Source organism: Sinomicrobium soli (assembly GCF_003285545.1).
Lineage (GTDB): Bacteria > Bacteroidota > Bacteroidia > Flavobacteriales > Flavobacteriaceae > Sinomicrobium.
The window spans coordinates 117603-136273 of sequence record NZ_QLNV01000008.1 but is presented as its reverse complement, the minus strand read 5'-3'; the positions used below and the strand labels follow the sequence as shown (position 1 = coordinate 136273).

General features: G+C 45.7%; 15 protein-coding genes and 1 tRNA gene. 2 read left to right on the top strand and 14 right to left on the bottom strand.

Going from position 1 to position 18671, the window contains the following annotated elements; genetic code table 11:
* Positions 1-251 precede the first annotated feature (251 nt).
* Positions 252-884, bottom strand: coding sequence for a peptidase associated/transthyretin-like domain-containing protein (locus DN748_RS12145; protein ID WP_112372097.1), 633 nt, complete (start codon positions 882-884; stop codon positions 252-254).
* Between the two features lie 503 nt (positions 885-1387).
* On the opposite strand from DN748_RS12145, the gene DN748_RS12140 reads away from it, so the two are divergent.
* Positions 1388-1726, top strand: a complete 339-nt coding sequence (locus tag DN748_RS12140) for a cupin domain-containing protein (RefSeq protein ID WP_112372096.1) — start codon at positions 1388-1390, stop codon at positions 1724-1726.
* A 59-nt stretch (positions 1727-1785) separates the two neighbouring features.
* Here the strand turns inward: DN748_RS12140 and DN748_RS12135 are convergent, their stop codons facing one another.
* The 13 genes from DN748_RS12135 to DN748_RS12075 all read right to left on the bottom strand — a co-directional run bounded on the left by DN748_RS12135 (position 1786) and on the right by DN748_RS12075 (position 17446).
* The gene (locus DN748_RS12135; protein ID WP_112372095.1) at positions 1786-3861 is read right to left on the bottom strand and encodes a CehA/McbA family metallohydrolase domain-containing protein; all 2076 of its coding nucleotides are present in this window, start codon (positions 3859-3861) and stop codon (positions 1786-1788) included.
* 273 nt (positions 3862-4134) lie between these two features.
* The gene (locus DN748_RS12130) at positions 4135-8652 is read right to left on the bottom strand and encodes an excinuclease ABC subunit UvrA (protein WP_112372094.1); all 4518 of its coding nucleotides are present in this window, start codon (positions 8650-8652) and stop codon (positions 4135-4137) included.
* A 71-nt stretch (positions 8653-8723) separates the two neighbouring features.
* A complete protein-coding gene (locus tag DN748_RS12125; protein ID WP_112372093.1) occupies positions 8724-9323 on the bottom strand; it encodes a phosphorylase family protein in 600 nt (199 codons plus the stop codon).
* Positions 9324-9461: 138 nt separating this feature from the next.
* The gene (locus tag DN748_RS12120) at positions 9462-9995 is read right to left on the bottom strand and encodes a hypothetical protein (protein WP_112372092.1); all 534 of its coding nucleotides are present in this window, start codon (positions 9993-9995) and stop codon (positions 9462-9464) included.
* Positions 9996-10057: 62 nt separating this feature from the next.
* Positions 10058-10309 (bottom strand): hypothetical protein, encoded by a 252-nt coding sequence (locus DN748_RS12115; protein WP_112372091.1) that lies wholly within the window; start codon positions 10307-10309, stop codon positions 10058-10060.
* A gap of 253 nt (positions 10310-10562) precedes the next feature.
* Positions 10563-11087: a hypothetical protein gene (locus DN748_RS12110; protein WP_112372090.1), complete on the bottom strand. Its 525-nt coding sequence runs from the start codon at positions 11085-11087 to the stop codon at positions 10563-10565.
* A gap of 414 nt (positions 11088-11501) precedes the next feature.
* Positions 11502-11575 (bottom strand) — tRNA-Arg (locus DN748_RS12105).
* A 175-nt stretch (positions 11576-11750) separates the two neighbouring features.
* Complete coding sequence (locus tag DN748_RS12100; RefSeq protein WP_112372089.1) at positions 11751-12857, bottom strand: AMP-binding protein; 1107 nt, start codon at positions 12855-12857, stop codon at positions 11751-11753.
* 3 nt (positions 12858-12860) lie between these two features.
* Positions 12861-13832, bottom strand: coding sequence for a CPBP family intramembrane glutamic endopeptidase (locus tag DN748_RS12095; RefSeq protein WP_112372088.1), 972 nt, complete (start codon positions 13830-13832; stop codon positions 12861-12863).
* 4 nt (positions 13833-13836) lie between these two features.
* Entirely contained in the window at positions 13837-14886 is a 1050-nt protein-coding gene (locus DN748_RS12090; protein WP_112372087.1) for an o-succinylbenzoate synthase, read from the bottom strand.
* 15 nt (positions 14887-14901) lie between these two features.
* Positions 14902-15579 (bottom strand): metal-dependent hydrolase, encoded by a 678-nt coding sequence (locus DN748_RS12085; protein ID WP_112372086.1) that lies wholly within the window; start codon positions 15577-15579, stop codon positions 14902-14904.
* Between the two features lie 38 nt (positions 15580-15617).
* Complete coding sequence (gene menA / locus DN748_RS12080) at positions 15618-16520, bottom strand: 1,4-dihydroxy-2-naphthoate octaprenyltransferase (RefSeq protein ID WP_112372085.1); 903 nt, start codon at positions 16518-16520, stop codon at positions 15618-15620.
* An 83-nt stretch (positions 16521-16603) separates the two neighbouring features.
* Positions 16604-17446 (bottom strand): 1,4-dihydroxy-2-naphthoyl-CoA synthase, encoded by an 843-nt coding sequence (locus DN748_RS12075; protein ID WP_112372084.1) that lies wholly within the window; start codon positions 17444-17446, stop codon positions 16604-16606.
* Positions 17447-17505: 59 nt separating this feature from the next.
* Between DN748_RS12075 and DN748_RS12070 the strand changes: the two genes are divergently transcribed.
* The gene (locus DN748_RS12070; RefSeq protein WP_112372083.1) at positions 17506-18627 is read left to right on the top strand and encodes a C1 family peptidase; all 1122 of its coding nucleotides are present in this window, start codon (positions 17506-17508) and stop codon (positions 18625-18627) included.
* The last annotated feature ends 44 nt before the right edge of the window (positions 18628-18671 follow it).

The window sequence follows — 18671 nt, the reverse complement described above, 5'->3', positions numbered from 1 at the left end:
GCGATTATCTTGTCCTGAGATAATTTTCTGAATATCCATGAGTGCCGCATTACGGGCATATTACCCGGGATGAGGTTTATCATTCCCGGGAATCGAAAACCACAGTTGCGGTGGTGAATACGGAGGCTTTAAAATGACACAAAAGAAAGGAATGGCACCTTTTAATTCAACAGACGGGCCTGCCATAGCAAGCCCAAAGAAAGATTACCACACAAAAACCAATAATGGTCTTTTTACGGTATAATGAAGTTTTATTTCAGTTTGACTTTTACGACTTCCTCTCCCGGTTCTACCTCTATGATCCGTATCAGGAAATCACTGTGGGACACGGTATAATGCTGACGCTCATAATAATCTACCCGCCCCCCATAAGAACCGTAACCACTTCCCGTATATTGATCATAGGAACCACTGGAGGTCCAGGGTAAGGTTCCCATAATAATATATTTTCCGGGTTTCATTTTGGGAAAAGTAAATTCTCCCCTCGAATTGGTCTCGCAGTACAACCGGTATTGATAAGCGATACTGTCCATATAAACAATTTTATTTCTCTTTACATTTTCCTTCTTTTTTTTAAGCTCGTACCATTCCTCAAAATAAGGTGTATAAGGAAATAACTCTACCGTAATATGGTTTGCAAAGATCCTGTTGGCCAAAGGGGCCTTGAAGCCCAGGTTGTTTTTAGGTTTTGTAAAGGCCACCCCCTTTACGGTCGCAGTACCCTGCCCCAGGGAGTGCCTGGCGGCAACCGAATCAAACCGTTGTTCCGGGAAAATCTTTTGAAGCGGGTGTTTCTGATACTCTCCCTGCTTGTATTGGGCGTTTGTGTTTACCATCCCCGTAAAAAGAAAGACGATAAATAAAAAAATAGGTGTATTTTTCATGTTCTCGGTTAATTGAGATTGAACTTTACCCCGGCAGCAGCAACAGGCTGGCATGTGAGCATTAATAATGCAGTACTTAACAGAAATGGTCCCATTTATTGAAAATTTAAAGTTATAATTGGTAAATTTATGTATTGGCTTCTTACAATCAGTGTAATATACTGCTGTTTTTAGTGTTTTGCAATGTTTAATGAGAATTGCAGGTAAATATCCCGCCTTTACGGGGCATCATCCCGGATTCACCCAGGCTGCGGCAAAATATTTATCCCGAAACAAACCGAAGTTATAAGGTTCCTGCTCACAGGACAATCCCGAAAAACAGGTATTTTTTATTTTTTTATTGATTTTCCGGTATTGCCAACACAAGTAAAACGATCCGGAGCGCATATATTATTACCGTACCTGTACTCCTTCTTTTTTCCTGCTTTATTTTGTCATAAATAACGGTTTTACTTATTTAGCCGTTCGCCTCGTTACGGGATGATTTATAACTACACAAAGTGATGATTACGAATAAGGAGAACTCAGCCCATTATGTATGGGGAGACAAGTGTGATGCGTGGACATTGTTACAATCGGAGAACGGCATCATCAAGGAAGAGTGTATGCCGTCAAATACAGAAGAGCAACTGCACTATCACAATGAAACGGAACAATTTTTTTATATTCTTGAAGGGGTGGCCACTTTTTTCCTGGACGGGAAAGAAATTCAGGTCAGCGGAAACGAAGGTATAGGAATTAAAGCGAAACAAGCACATAAGATCTGTAATAAATCCGCCGGCCCCTTGCGTTTCCTGGTGGTGTCCATCCCCGGAAATCCCGTTGACAGGGTGAACATATGATCTTGTGATACTGTAATGATCGTGGTGACTGACACATTTTGTTTTAACGTAACCGGAACTTATTGTAGATAAACAGTTTGGGTAAACGCACCATTTACGGCAACATCCCATACCTCGACGCGTACCCATTTTCTCCCCGACAGATTAACGGAAAAGTGAAATTCTTTGGCTCCGAAAGCCTGTGTATCATCAAGATCAATCCGTTCCTTAAATACTTTTTCCCCATCTCCGGATACGATATTTATAAAGTTTAATGGAAAGGTCCAGTCCACCGTTAATGCAATATTGGCCTCTCCGTTTTTATTTACTTCTGCCGTTTGCCCGGACGCCCTTTTATTCACTGAGAACGACGGGATCAGGATTTCTCCCGTGGTGGAGAAAAACCTTCCTCCGGCCATCGCATCCAATACCGGTTGCCACCCTTCTTCAAAATCCGGCAAATCGTCCATTTGCAGGTAATTGATATTCATGTGGGCATACATTTCATTTTCGTGAGTAACCGTAAAAAGGTCGGATTCTGCTATAACTTTCTTCTTATGCCCCCAATTATTCATGTCATCCAGTAAATCCAAAACCCGCAATCCCGATCTCTGTTCAGACAAATCTGCCGGCATTGCTTTCCATGCGCCCCCCAGGAAATGATCAGAACTGAAAAAATGTTCATCCTTATACTTATCCGGGTACCCGGTGGAACCTTTAATTCTGGGATGTGCAGTCCAGGCCAGCCCGTTTTCCAGTTCCAGCAGGCGCTGCATTTCCTTTTTATCCTTTATCCGGTATATTTTTCCATAGGTTGTATCCTCGGTAAGAAACGGCTTGCCCTCTTCCCTGCTCATGATCCAGTAAACAGGCTTCGGAAATATGGCCATCCAATGACCTCCCAGAAATTCATTCGGTTCTTCTCCCGGTAGCAACAGGAAACCGGTATCCGAAAGACGCCTGCATTGTTCAAATAATGCATTCAGTTCTGATAAACGCTGATCGTCGGGACCTGTAGGATGGGCTGTGTAATGAAACTCCCCCAAATGCACGATATCTACTCCCATCTGTTTAAAAACATCCACAAATTCGGGATTTTCCGGGATGGGTTTATCGGCCATGACCACATTCATGATAAACTCATTGTGAAAATGGCTGGCCATCGTTTTATAAGACTTTAACGGAACATAGGTGTCTGCATGTGTGTATTCCTTAACGAAATTCATCAGTGTCTGCGACCCGTCGGTGCCCAGCAAACAAAAGAAGTGGAGTCTCTGTTCTGTTCCGGGAGGTGCATTGAACCACGGAACAAACCGGTGATCTCCTTCCGGATCCTGCCTGATGCCGATTCCGTATTCCGGGATCATTTTTCTGTAACCGGACCCGTACCAGGTGAACTTTAAATTAAATGCTTCATCCAACGGGTAAAAGTACTGGTGAGGAGGGGGAAAAACAGCAATAGCTCCTTTTTTCGAATTGCCAATGATCGTCCGGTATTTCACGGCCTCGTTCGTACTCGTGTCTTTTACGGACGGGCTGATTTCCCGGAACTGGTTGTCAGTATTGACAAATGAGACCTTTTCCCAGGCTTGTTCTCCGGTAAGACCGGCATCGTAAAGTATTGCCGTACTGTCTTTCCGGGTAGAGACCACCGCAGCTATATTCAACAACGGCTGCCCGTTATAAATCGTAATTTCAATGTTCCCCGTAAAATCCGGCGCTGTAATTTCTTCTATTATAATTTTGGTCCTTTGCCCTCCTTTAACAACCTTCAAATCTTTTTTACTGAATTTCAGTAAATGGGAGGTATAAGGCCTTTCGGGCACTTTATCAAAAAAAACAGTCCACCCGTTTTCAGGTTTTAAAGTTCTTTTTCCGACATTAATGACAAAAGCCGGGTCGAGGTCCTGTACTATCTCTTTTAGATTCCCTTTTTCTACTATTCCCATACTGCGAAACAGCGGTTTGCCTTCTTCAAGATTGAGTACCATTCTGGCCTCGCTGGCATCTGCCAATGGCCATGAGATCTCCAGGTTATTATCAGTATGGTTCAACCGGGTTTTATTTTCTTCCGGATTATCAGGTAATAAAACGGGAATCTGTGCTGTTAAAAGCAATGTCTGCAGCAGGAATGTAAAAGATAAGGCGTTTTTCATATAAAGTATTTGATCGGTTAAAAGGCAGGATTCTATCCGAATTCCATCTTGACGTTTTTGAATAAGACTTTTGCCTGGTAATCACTGAAATCGATATTTAACCAAAATAAGAAAAAAACCGGCTTCATATTATTTTTATCGGTACAAAAATTCACAAGGCGTTGGTGTGGCCTTGTTCTGGCCTGCCAGGCGGGTATACCGGTTGGTATTGACCGGCTTTGCAAAATGCCGAACTTGTTCCGGGATTATGGGTTTTCAGATCCCTGTTGGGTTTTACTTACAGGGCATATTATCCGTTGAAAGATTTAAATCTACACCAACACCTATTTTTTCCAGTAAATACGGGTTGTGATCGATCACTATAAGATCATTGTGCACACTTAGCTGCTTCAATACTTCGTACAGCAAATCTATATCGGCGTAATGCAACCCTATACTGGGTTCGTCTAAAATCAATAGTTGATCTTTCGTTTTGTCCTGCAACCAATGAAATAACAACAAACGTTGTTTTTCCCCGGACGAAAGTGATTTTACCGTTTGGTCGAGCCGTATATGGGAAAGCCCAATATGAATCAATGCCTGCAATTGCCGTACTGCCCCGGCAGTCCCGGCATAAGGGGCTATCCAATCCGACAATTCTGTAACGTTCATCGCCAGGACATCTGCAATATGTTTTCCACCTGTGGTATACGCTAAAATGGCTTTTTGATAACGCTTTCCCTTACATACATCACAAATTTCAATATGCCTGGCAGCTACATCCAGACTCGTGGTTACAGTACCACTTCCCTGGCAATGGGGACACTGACTCGTTTTGGTTTTATACGAAAAGTCTTTGGTCTTACCACCGGTTTCCTTCGCAAATATCCTGGTAATCACTTTTAATATATCCAGGTAAGCTACCAACAACGTACTGTTATAGGCCTGCAATTTTTTAGGTTCGAAATAATGTACGCCCCGGTATTGCTTCGGAAAATCAATACGCCTGCAATACACAGGCTGATGCTGCTGTAAACCTGGCATTACGACCTCTTTTACCAAGGTGGTCTTCCCGATGCCCGACTTCCCGGTTATGGCTGAAATACCGCCTACCGGAATGTCTGTTTGCGCTCTTTTAAGACTGTGACGTGCTATGCCTTCTATATGAATACACTCCTTTCCCTGCTGCAAACGCACCGCACTGCTTTTTGTTTTTATATAGGGGTGGCATGCTTCCGAAGACAGGTAATCGGCTGTACTTCCCTGAAAAGTAACCGCGCCTCCCATACTTCCTGCTTTCGGGCCTATATGCACCAAATGATCGGCCGCCAGCATGATGTCTTTGTGATGCTCAATCACAATGACCGTATTGCCTTTGGCCACAAGCGTTTTCAGTAAAGCAATCAGGTCCGGTATATTGTGTTGTGATAATCCGGCCGAAGGTTCGTCCAGCAAGTAGGTTACCCCTTGTAACGGACTATTCAATTGTTTGATGAGTGAAACCCGCTGTTGTTCGCCGCCACTCAGGGTGCCCGATTTCCGGTTGAGCTGTAAATGGTCTATATGTAATTGACGCGCCCGCTCCAGGGTATGTTGCAAATGCTCTCGTAATTTTGCTATCAACCCGGTATCCACTGCCTCTTTTGCCCGAATATGTACCAGCCATTCTTCAAACTCCCGTAAACTCATCGCCTTCAGATCCCGCATGGAGTTGCCGCTCAGGGTAACCGCTAAACGCCCGGGTTGTAATCCGCTTCCCTGGCAATGGTTACAAACTTCCGGGGTCAGCAAAGCGCGTAAATGCTGAATATTTTTATTCTTACGGGTAAGAAAATATTCGTCCGTTAAATAGGCGAATAAGCCTTTCCACACCATCTTTACCTGTTGGGTTCCCGCTCGTGATTTAGTCTCGAAAGCCCAGGTGGCTTCCCAGGTTTTCTCCGGGATTCCATAAAAAATAACAGCCCGTTGCCCTTGAGTTAATGACTTAAAAGGTGTTTGCAGGCTAAAACCATACTCCTTCCCTATTTCGTTTACGATCGCCATATACTGCCCGCCGGCCTGCCCGTAGTAGTACAGGGCCTTGTTGTGCTCAAAGAGCCCGTCGGCAATGCTCAGCTCTTCATCCAACACTATTTTGGACAAATCAGGAAGCAATTCGTGTCCTACGCCATCACAAACACCACATTTCCCTAATTCGTGTGCATTCGAAAAATGGCTGGCCGACCATTCTTTACCTTCGTATTGTGCTTTACGCGAAAAGGCAAAACGCAGACTTTTATCGATATCGGTTTGCCTGGCTACGTCCGAACGCCCGGAAAACTGCTGGTCTTTCCGGGTGATACAGATCGTAGGGGTCAACCCGGTAATATGGTCTGCTTCAAACTGATAGTCAATCCCTGCCCTGTTTTGTTGATAGCTTGAAAACTGTTTGCTCATTTCCTGCAATCCGTAGCCGTGCAGGGTATCGATCACCAAAGAAGATTTTCCCGATCCCGAAATTCCCGTAACCACTGTGAGTTGTTGTTTGGGCAATGTAATATCGATGTCTTTCAACACATGAGTTCGTGCTCCCCTGACACGAATGGCATCAGTGGCTGATTGTTCGGGAATACGTTCGCTTACTGCAGCGATGCTTTCCGCATTATTTACCCATACATCACAGTCCGACTGAAACAGGGGATGATTCTCAAAACATACGATTCCCGAAGTTTCCTGTTTCAACTGATGCAGTGCTTTCAGCAATTGTACCACATTTTGCCGGTGCAGCCCCACACTGGGTTCTTCCAGCAGCAAGATGGTTTGCCGGGCAGGCTTCACAAAGTGCTTAGTGAGTTTTATACGCTGTGCTTCGCCCCCGCTCAAGGTGTTGGACGGTTGCCCGAGTTTGATGTATCCTAAACCTAAGCGCAGCATCAACGCCAGAATTCCGGATAATTTCTTTTCATCCCGAAAGAAATCATACGCTTCTGCTATACTGAGATCATAAATTTCTGCAATATTCTTAGTATTCCAGCGTACCCGGAGTACGTCCGGCTTAAAGCGTTTCCCGTTACATTCCGGACAGGTCTGGTTAATAGTTCCCATCACACTCATCGAAAGGGTAATTACCCCCGCCCCTTCACAACGGGGGCAGCGCCCTGCCTTGTTATTAAAGGAAAAGGCACTCTTCTTCAGTTGCAATGTCCCGGCTTCGTCGGTTTTGGCCAGCAGGTCCCGGATCTTATCGGCCATCCCGGTATAGGTTGCCGGATTGCTGCGCGGGGTCTTGCCTATCGGCTGATCGGATACGGTGAGTACCTGCAATGCTTTTTCTTTGCTATATGCTTTTATAATATCTGCTACAGCCGCTGTTTTCCGGCTTACTACGGATAACCGCTTTGCCGCCGGGCGGAATGCTGTTTCCGAAAGCTGCTGTCGTTCGCTATTCAAGCGGGCTGCGGGCGAACGCAATTCGGCCAATGTCGGACTCTCTAAACCTTCTGCGCTAAGAAAATCTGTCCTCTTCCCGTTAAAGACCACCTCCCCGCCATGAATCCCGGCTTTAGGTCCTAATTCTACAATCCAGTCGGCTTTCCGGATGAGGTCCGGATCGTGCTCTACGGCCATAACCGTATTCCCCTGGCTGATGAGGCGTCGTAAAATGCTGTACAAATGCTGCTGATAGGCCGGTGACAACCCGATGGAGGGCTCGTCAAAAACATATAGAATACCCTGTAAGCTACTGTTTACCTGCTTGATGAGTTTGATGCGTTGCCCGTCTCCGCTGGAAATGTCCATACTCGGTGTCCCCAGGCAGTAATGGTCCATCCCCAACCGGATCAGATCGTATAATGAGGTACACAATTTGTTTACCAGTACCTGCTCTCCCGCCTGGTGTTGTGTGTTACGGAGTTTATCGTACAATGGTTGTAAAGGCAACTCCATCCACTCCTGAAAATTCAGTCCTTTCCAGCGGAACTTCAGGTGTTCGGCCTTGATACGTGCACCGTGACAACCGGGACAGGTTTTAGCACTTGTAAAGCGGAGAATACTCGGGTTTCTATCCAGCCGGAGTATATCGCTCATCACGGGTAAAATGCCCTTGTAATAACCGATCTCGCGGGGTTTTGCCTTAAAACCTTCCCAACGCAGGCGCGATTCCAGGCTGTGTTTCCCATAGTAGACTTGTATGCGCTGGCTCCCATTCCAGATCACCTCCTGTTGTTCGGGGGTCAGGTCTTTCCACGGAATATCTACATTAAACCCATGTGCTTCACATACCTTATTCAACTCCTCTACCGTTACTTGTGAATACACCATATACCCGTTGGGCAACGTGGTTACAATGGCTCCTTCACGTAAGGTCCTGGTTTCATCGCCTACCAGTTTATCTGTATCAATATATTCGGCCTCACCGATTCCGCGACATATTTCACAGGCGCCCCGGGGATGATTGAACGAAAACAAGGATTTGCTCATACTTTCTTCTCTGGAATAGCGGGCGAACAAAATCCGGAAGACAGGCGTCAACCCGGATAAGGTACCAAAGGTAGCATTGATCGATTGAAAACGCCTGGATTGCTCTACCTTGATCACCGGCGGAAGCCCCGTTATATCGTCTACCGAGGCTGTTGGTATCGAAACGGCATTTTGTTGATTGTAAGCGGATAAACTCTCTAAAAAATACCGATAGCCTTCATTCCCTATCACGCCCATGGCCAGGGAAGACTTCCCCGAACCGGAAAGTCCCGTAACCACGATCAACCGGTTCTCAGGGATGGTTAAGGATATATTTTTAAGATTGTTCTGGTAAGCGTTTCGAATGTGCATGTAGAAAGTCCTTTTGCAATAGCACTGCCAAAGGTACTAAGATTTTGAGAGCTGAAAAGGATATTACACGTTCAGGCCTGCTTTCTATTGTCCAGCTTTAATACCCTGCCAAAAGCAACGGCAGCATGGTGTACCTGTACCGTCCAATCTTCGGCTGCGCTGCCGTCTGCACCGTCGGAAATGTATTTAAGGCTGAGAAAAGGTATATTTTCTTTCATAGCAATCAAAGCCAGGGCATAGGCTTCCATGTCCACAACATTGTAACCCCTTGCCGAATGTGCCATTTCAAAATTATCCCCGGTTCCGCAAACAGCTTCGGGTATTCCCTCCATCTGCAGACCGTATTCGAGAACAGGGGGCAACCCCGATAACGGTGTTTCGTATTGCTCATATCCCAATCCCCTGACATCCATATCCCGCTGTACAAATTTTGTGCAACAGATCACTTGGCCTTTTTTAAAATGATTACTTCCGGCAGAACCTAAATTTACAATCAATGACGGCTTTTTCTGCTGTATGGCTTTCATCAGGTTATAGACTGCATTTACTTTGCCTATTCCGCAGATCAAATGCCTGTATGCAGCGAATACATCGGCGGCTTCGGATGCCAGGGCAAATGTGAACAATACTTCGTCAACGGGAAAGGCATTTTTTGGGTTTATAGTAATCATCAATTCTTTTTATTCGTTAATACGAATTCCAGACAGTCGAATAATGCGCTTCCAGGTACTACTCCAACCGCTATTTTGTAATGGTCCGGTTGTTCAACTTGAACGAAATATGGATTTTCATCTATATCAGCCGATTATTTACTTCTGGATAGGGATATTGTGTTTTTCGGCATAAGGTATGGCATAGCTATCCAACCGGTCTAACCGGGTTTGTATTGCTCCGTCGTGCTTTGCAAACAGCTCATCAACAGCAGTTTCAATGGCATCTTCCGGCTGTTTTTCATCAATCGATCTGGCAATGGCGAGATAGTCATTTTCAAAGACTTCCCTGCTATAGCGGAATACTTCCAGAGACGCTTGTATCAAGGCTTTGGTATCATTTTCTACGGGCAGGCGTTCTACCTTTTTCAAAGCTTCGTCAAGCGGGCCAATCACATTTTGGGTTACATATTCCACGGCCGTACCCTTTGTGACGGCATTATCTTTATAAACGGTTATATTGTTGTTTGCTTTCCTTTCCCTCAACTCCGTAAAAAACTTCGGCGAATAGTGTGCCGTAACAAGGTTGACGTTCAGCCAGGTCTGTGCCACTACTTTGCGGGGAGAGGGACCGGTACAGGAACTTATAGCTGTTGCAAATGCCAGGAACAGTATTATTTTATTTAATCTCATCTTTTTTGCTGTATGTTTTTTCTCTGTTGGTTACGTGTATACAGGTCTGATCCTTCAACATTTCACCCTACTTTTCTTGCCCCGGATTTCGCGACAAAAGTTTCCCCGACAAGCCTATTGTTATCGTCATATTCCAGGGTGATGTTAAAAAAAAGACGATCCTCGCCATCCGTAACCTTCATGGTCCTGACAAAGTACCCGGTTTCCGGTACGGGCGGGATATCATCGCTATCCTCGTCGTTGTTACAGGAAAGGACCGATGTGCCGATAAGGACAAAGAGGGAGACTCTTGTTAAAAACTGTACTGTTTTCATATACGTGTTGTTTTTATTGTATCCGTCATTTACAATGCAGCACCGTCTATGCATTGCCACCCGACGGCAGCTTCAGAAGAAAACGTCTTTGAATAGGTTTCCTTGTTCATTGTAGCAGGTTAAAGGTTATACTTCAATCGCAAATATAGCACAGGACTACTTTGCGGCATCATTCCGACCATCTATGAACCGACTACAAGTAGTTAAAAAGTGACTACAAATCATCTACAATTATCTTACGGAGCAATGATCTTTATTGTTCTTTTCGTAAAAGCCATCCGGTGATCTTCTTATAATTGGTAAACATCAGATATCCCATGAGCAATCCTATCCCCGATACCGCCATACGGAAATAGTCGGAAAGGCCATATTTCACAGATATCACATCTTCGGTTCCTTTAGGGGTGACCTGCTCTTTAAAAACCAAAAAACAATCCGTAATGAATCCGGGAAAGGTATCTATCCATAGTATTCCTCCGAGAATGAGTATGGCCAGCTTTACCAGGTTGGCCTCGTTAAAATTTTCAAACTGTATCCGGTCCTCATCAAACCCTTTGTCCAATCGTAATAAAGTCACTATTTTATCAGACAAGAATACAAGTGCTATAAAGATAAGTATCACTACCAGTATCGTCCCGATAGCCCATAAAAAGACAGCGGGATGACTGGACTGCGTAAAATAACTCAAATACGTCGGTATATCACTAAAAACAGCGGAAACGGCGAAGTAAAGCCCTAAAAGTTTAATAATGATCTTAAAGAAATCTCGTTTGGTCATGTTGTAAAGCGGAATTTATAAATAGACATTTTTATTGTAGTTTGTTATCCACAACCGGTAGCATCCTACCTGTTTGTCGTTTCGTCCTTAGTATTATTCAATTACTTTGTAATAAATCACGGTACTATACTACTGTTATATATTTGACTTTGGGATAATGAATATACGATATTCTGGCGAATGAGATAAATATGACCTTCTGTATACACGTGATTTATCCTGGTATTCTTTATCCACTCCGTTCTCCTGGTTGAAAAAGACAAGGATATTGTCCTATGCAAGAGAATTAACGGTGAGAAGACAGATCGAACCGTAGGGTTAATGAAGTTATATGCACTATCTGACACATTAACAGGTTCTTATGCCCAAAAAAAAACGGAACAAAGAGAAGAAATTCCTTTTTGTCCCGTCAAGTGATCGCGCCAGGATTCGAACCTGGGACCGTCTGCTTAGAAGGCAGATGCTCTATCCAGCTGAGCTACGCGACCATTATTATATTTCAGTATACTCAACAAACTCTATGACCGTCCCGACTCATAAGTCGGGATGCTCTATCCAGCTGAGCTACGCGACCATTTGCTTAAAAGCGGTGCAAATATATAACTGAATTTTAAAGAAAGCAATACAAATCATTATAAATTGGCCGGCTTATTCCTCTCACAGTTACAAGTGGTTATTTCTTAATACCTTTCCGCTGGAAGTTTCCCTGAATTTTTCGACCATGAAGATCTCTTTGGGATTTTCGTATTTGTCCAGCCCTTCCAGGTGATCTATTTTTTCCCGTATCCCCTCCGGGGTCCACCCGGTATTGGTCTGCTTTTCTACATACAACACCAGCTTTTCTCCCAGGGTATCATCCGGTATTCCGGTGATATAGAACCGTCCTTCCAGGAGCTTTTCCAGCTTTGCCTCCACCTGTTCCGGGATTAATTTTATTCCTCCCGAATTGATGACATGATCTGCCCGTCCCAGCCATTTAAAGGCGGTTTCGGAAACCAGTTCCGCAAGGTCATTGGTTACAATAGTCTCATCTGTAATTTCGGGAGCATGAATAACCAGGCATCCTCTTTCGTCCAGGGATACGGTTACCCCGGGCATTACCCTGAAACAGGGGTCTTCATCTTCCACTCCCCCTACCTGTATTCTTTTTGCTGCGATATGGGTTATGGTCTCTGTCATTCCATAGGTTTCAAAAACATTACAACCGGTTTGCAGTAAGGCTTTCTTCAGTTTATCAGACATGGGGGCGCCTCCCGCCAGCAGGGTCTTTACCCGGTATATCTCATCCAGTGAGTTCTCTACCTGCATGGGGGTCATCGCTACGAAATCATACTCTTTTCCGGTAGCTTTCAACGGTGATGCCGAAGGCTGTACCAGGTCGAGTTCCAGCCCGAGAATGATAGCCCGGACGAGCATCATCTTCCCGGCGATATAATCGGCAGGCAGGCAGAGCAATGCCTTGTTCCCTACTTCGACACCGAAAAAATTTCCGGTAGCCAGGGCAGAATGCACCATATTCTGTTTCTTCAATACTATTTCCTTGGGTGTCCCGGTCGACCCGGAGGTCTTTACGGTAATGACATCCGAATTGTCGAGCCATTCGAGCAGGAAGTCTCCTATGGCTTTCTGGTATGCATCTCCCTCCTTGATATACGTACAGGCTACCTGCCCCAGTTCCCCGAGATCGTAATAGATACCGTTGAGCTTAAAGCGATTGTGAAGGTTCTTATAAGTGATTTCAATATCCCGAACAGGAGTGTCTACAGACATAAACTAAGGTTTTATATGTAATGATTCATCAGTTAATATTCCGGTATTCTCTTCAGGGACACTAATGCGTCCGAAAAGCTTTTCCTTCCACCCGGTCCATCCGTACTTCCTGGCAAAGATAAATGTCAATAACGGGTACAGCACTATCAACGGGAAAAAGATCTCCAATCCTACGGAAGGGTCAGACAGATCTTTTAATACGGAATGGGTCTGAAAGGCCGTCCAGTCTGCCGTAACAAACAGGGCGATAAAAAGATTATTGGCAGCATGAAAGCCCAATGCCAGCTCCAGGCCTTCGTCCATCAGCGTTATGATACCCAGGAAAAAACCTATCCCTATATAGGCCACCAGGGCTACATATCCCATTTTGCCGATTTCCGGGTTAAAAATATGCATCAGCCCGAATACCACGGAAGTAATGACCAGCGGGACCCAGCGGTTCCTGGCAAAGGCACCTATCCCCTGCATCAGGTACCCCCTGAAGATATATTCCTCAAAACTGGTCTGTAAGGGAATAAGCAATACGGAGATCACACACATGATAACAAAGGGGACCGGCTCGAAATTCCATTGATAATCTTCCGGGGCGATAAAATACCCTATCCAGATAAACAGTATGCTTATAATACCCCATAACCCGAAGGAGAAAAACACTTTTTTCCAGTCCAGTTTCTGTTTGCTGGAATGCAGTACCCCGAAAGGCAGGCCATGTACCGGTTTCATCCACAGGATCAATCCCAGCAGTCCCAGCGCAAAAGGCAGCAGCATAAGTACCAGCATGATATTGGGGTCGTATATTCTGAGGATAGCCATGGGGTCGGACATATCCATATTTTCTCCCGACATCGATTTTATCACCATTGCTCCCCCTAACAGGAAGCCTCCTATGATCTGGCTTCCTCCGAAGACCACAAAGACCCCGATAATATACCGCCACAACTCGTGCCTGCCTTTAAACGCCTGTTCTATATACATATATTCAATTTTTCAAAATGGTTGTATTCCATTGGTTTTTATTTCCGTATCGCAAGGTTCCCGCCGAAACTTCCAGCGGGCTTTCGATATTATTGGTGTAAAGACTTCCCGTTCCCAGCCCTTGTGGCATCGGATTGTGAAGCGTATACGTCCATTGCGCGATGGCGTTCAGCCCGATATTGCTTTCCAGGGCGCTGGTGATCCACCAGCCTGTACCCTGTTTTTCCGCAAGCCCTATCCACGCTTCGCTGCCCCGGTATCCTCCTATAAGACTTGGTTTCAGTATGATGTATTGCGGATTGATCGTCTGCAGAAGTTTCTGTTTTTCGGAAATTTCAAAGATCCCGATCAGTTCCTCGTCCAACGCGATCGGAAGCGGGCTTTTTTCACATAGTCCGGCCATGAATTCCCATTGCCCCTGTTTTATGGGCTGTTCGATAGAATGTAATCCGAGTCCGGATAACCGCTGAAGTTTTTCGAGGGCATTTCCGGGGGTAAAAGCCCCGTTGGCATCTACCCTGATCTCGATATCCCCGACAGAAAACTCTTTTCTTATGGAACGCAGTAATTCCAGTTCCGTTTCAAAATCAATGGCTCCGATCTTCATTTTTATACAACCGAATCCCTGTTCCAGTTTTTCCCGGATCTGTTGTGCCATAAACTCCTTGTCTCCCATCCACACCAGCCCGTTAATAGGGATGGTCTCCCGCCCTGCCGTAAAGGCAGACGGATGGAGTAAAAAAGGATGCTCCGACCGAAGCGATCGAAAAGCCTGTTCCAGGCCAAACTGTATGGAAGGAAATTCCTTTAGTCCGGCATACAGACTTTCTTCTCCCAGATGAATATGGTCGCAGGCCCAACGCAATTTTTCTTCGTAATCCTCCCGGTCATCCACACTGAGACTGCGAAGTATGCCACACTCCCCGATCCCGGTTTTCCCGTTGTTATCATCATTCAGCAGGATAAACCAGGTTTCCTTTTCGTGCAACACTCCCCTGGAGGTACCGCTTGCTCTTTTAAAACGAAGGATATGCTTCCGGTAAGATGCTTTCATGTACAGTTCTATAAATTAAAGCTCTATACTCTCTCCTATGGAAAGCAGCATCAGGTCTTTGCCTTTATCAAAAAATTTACGCTTGGCCTCTTCGTGATTTATTTCGATATAGCCAAAAGTATCGAAATGATACCCGAGAACTTTGTCACATTCCACAAAATCAGAGGCTATAATGGCATCGTCCACTCCCATGGTAAAGTTATCCCCGACCGGCAGGATGGCGAGGTCGAGTTTGATATACATCGGGATCAGTTTCATATCCATGGTCAGTGCCGTATCCCCGGCGATATAAATGTTTTTGTGTTCGCCTTCTATGACAAAGCCACCGGGCTGGCCGCCGTAACTCCCATCGGGAAAAGAAGACGTGTGAATGGCATTCACATACTTTACCTTTCCGAACTCGAAATCCCAGCTGCCGCCGTGGTTCATCGGGTGCACGTCGATACCTTTATCACCGTAGTGGCCGGCCACTTCAAAATTGGAAATAACCATAGCCCCGGTATGCTTTGCAATGGTCTCCACATCCAGGGTATGGTCCTGGTGGGCATGGGTTACCAGGATATAATCTGCCTTTATCTGGTTGATATCAATATGCGAAGCCTTTTCGTTGGCAGAAATATAGGGGTCGACCAGTATGTGGGTATCTCCAGTCTCTATCCCCAAGCAGGCATGTCCGTAAAATGTGATCTTCATGGTTGTTTTTTATTCGGGTTAAACAACAGTGGTAAACATTATATAAACTGCACTGCGAGAAAAAGCAGGGACAGTAAAAATGTACTCAGTGCCAGCTTTTTAAGTTCCGGGTCCAGTGTTTCCGGAACGCGGTTTCCCTTTACTGTCCGCAGGTGCAGGAGCACCGGGACAAAAGCCAGGAGAAATACATATTGATAAATATAAAAACTTTGAAGGAGAGCAAAAAGCAAAAACAGCACTAATGACAGTATTAATACGACATAATGATATTTTTTTGCTGCCTTTCCCCCTATTTTTACCACCAGCGTATTCTTGCCTGAAGCAGCATCGCTCTTTTCATCTCTCATATTATTGAGATTGAGCACTCCTACACTGAGCAATCCTATGGACGACGCAGGTAAAAACACGGTCCAGTCGATATGCTTTACGTAGAGAAAATAACTCCCCGCCACGCTGAGCAATCCGAAAAAGAGAAAGACAAAAAGGTCTCCCAACCCGTTATAACCGTATGCCGATCGGCCCACGGTATACTTTATGGCTGCCGCTATCGAGGCAATCCCGAGGATAAAGAACAATACCGAATAGGCAAAATGCTCCCGGCCGAAAGCTGTGTAAATAAGGGCCATAGCCACCAGGAGGGTGATGATTACGGTGATGAGCATGCCCCTTTTCATTTCTCCCGGAGTAAGCAATCCGCTCTGAAGGGCCCGTTGGGGGCCGATACGGTCTTTGTTGTCCGTACCCTTTACGCCATCGCCGTAGTCATTGGCAAAATTGGACAGCACCTGAAATCCGACGGTAGTCAACAGGGCCAGGACACATATTTTCCAGTCAAAATATCCCCTGGCAACGGCCACTCCTGTCCCGGTGATGATCCCCGCCACGGAAAGTGGTAAAGTGCGTAAACGCGCAGCCTCTACAAAGGCTTTTGTCTTTGTCATTCTCTGTGTATTTACATGAAGAAGCTTTACTGGTTTTTGTAAAAAACCAATACCTGTGATGTCAAAATCCTGAAACCCTCAGGTTAAGGAATCCATTTGATATTACTGAAATCCGGTTTCCTTTTTTCCAGAAAAGCATTGCGCCCTTCTTTGGCTTCTTCCGTCATATAGGCCAGTCGTGTCGCTTCACCTGCAAACACCTGTTGTCCTACCATCCCGTCGTCGGTGGCATTGAAGGCAAACTTCAGCATTTTTATGGAAGTCGGTGATTTGGCCAGGATCTCCCGGGCCCATTCAAGAGCAGTATCTTCGAGCTCCTCGTGAGGAATGATCGCATTGACCATGCCCATGTCAAAAGCCTCCCGGGCCGAATAGTTCCTTCCGAGAAAGAATATTTCCCGGGCGCGTTTCTGGCCTACCATTTTAGCGAGATAGGCCGAACCGTATCCCCCGTCAAAACTCGTCACATCCGCATCGGTCTGTTTAAATATGGCATGCTCCTTACTGGCAAGGGTAAGATCGCAGACCACATGCAGGCTGTGTCCGCCCCCTACGGCCCATCCCGGGACCACCGCAATGACCACCTTGGGCATAAACCGGATCAGCCGCTGTACTTCGAGTATGTTCAGCCTCGGCATGCCGGAATCATCTACATAACCCTGGTGCCCCCTGGCATTCTGGTCGCCCCCGCTGCAGAAGGAATACACCCCGTCTTTCGCGGAAGGCCCTTCAGCCGACAGTAAAACCACCCCTATGGATGTGTCTTCCCGGGCATCGAGGAAGGCTTCGAAAAGTTCGCCTACGGTTTTCGGGCGAAAAGCATTGCGCACTTCGGGACGGTTAAAGGCGATCCGTGCCACGCCACCGCATTTCTTATAAGTGATATCTTCGTATTCTTTGACAACTTTCCAATCTACTTTACTCATAATTTTGTTATTTTGCGTAAAAATAATCCTTTTTAGTCTTTTTAAAGCAATACCACAGAATGAAAAAATTCCTTCTCTGCCTGGGATGTTTATGTTCAGCAACCCTCGCCTTTTCACAACAATACAGCTTTAACAGTGTTATTGACCTGGAAGCCACTCCCGTAATCAGCCAGGACATCACCGGGACCTGCTGGAGTTTTTCCACCTCGTCCTTTCTCGAATCGGAGATCATTCGCATATCCGGAAAGCAGATCGATATTTCCGAAATGTACAATGTGAGGAATACCTATCCCGAAAAAGCCTGGAATTACGTCATGCGGCAGGGAAAAGCCCAGTTCAGCCAGGGCGGACTGGCGCACGACGTGATCAACAGTGCTGCGGAATATGGCCTGGTACCGCATCAGGTATATACCGGGTTGTCTGACGGACAGGAAAAACACAATCACACCGAAATGGTTTCGGTACTCGAAGGCATGCTCAACGTCTATATCGAAAACCCGGCCAGGACACTTTCCCCGAAATGGAAAGATGCCGTAGAAAGCGTCCTGGATGTATACCTCGGAAAAAGGGTGGATACCTTTACTTTTGACGGTAAGGAGTACTCCCCGGAGTCGTTTATGAAAATGACGGGAATAGCACCCGAAAACTACATTACCGTCACTTCGTTCACCCATCGTCCCTTCTACTCCGCATTTGTGCTGAACATCCCCGATAATTTCTCTGACGGAAGCTTTTACAACCTGCCCCTGGATGAATTCATACAGGTTATAGACCACGCCCTTGAAGAAGGTTATACCCTTGCTCTGGATTGTGATGTAAGCGAGCCCGGATTTTCACAGAAACACGGTGTAGCGGTTGTCCCTGAAAACACTGCGGATGCCCCTGCCATTCTTTCGGAAATAAAACCGGAAAAAGCAGTGTCTCCCGAATACCGTCAGCAGGAATTTGAAAATTTCCATACTACAGACGACCACCTGATGCATATTACGGGCAAGGCGACGGACCAGAACGGAAATACGTATTACAAGGTAAAGAACTCCTGGGGTACCGACCAGAACCGTGTGGGCGACACCGGCGGATATATTTACATGAGTGTTCCTTATATGAGATTAAAGGCGATCTCGGTCATGCTCCACAAGGAAGCACTATCCGGAAGTACGGCCGGGCATCTCGGAATATAGGAGGTTACATGCCGGTAAGGACAAGACACGACATAAAAAACACC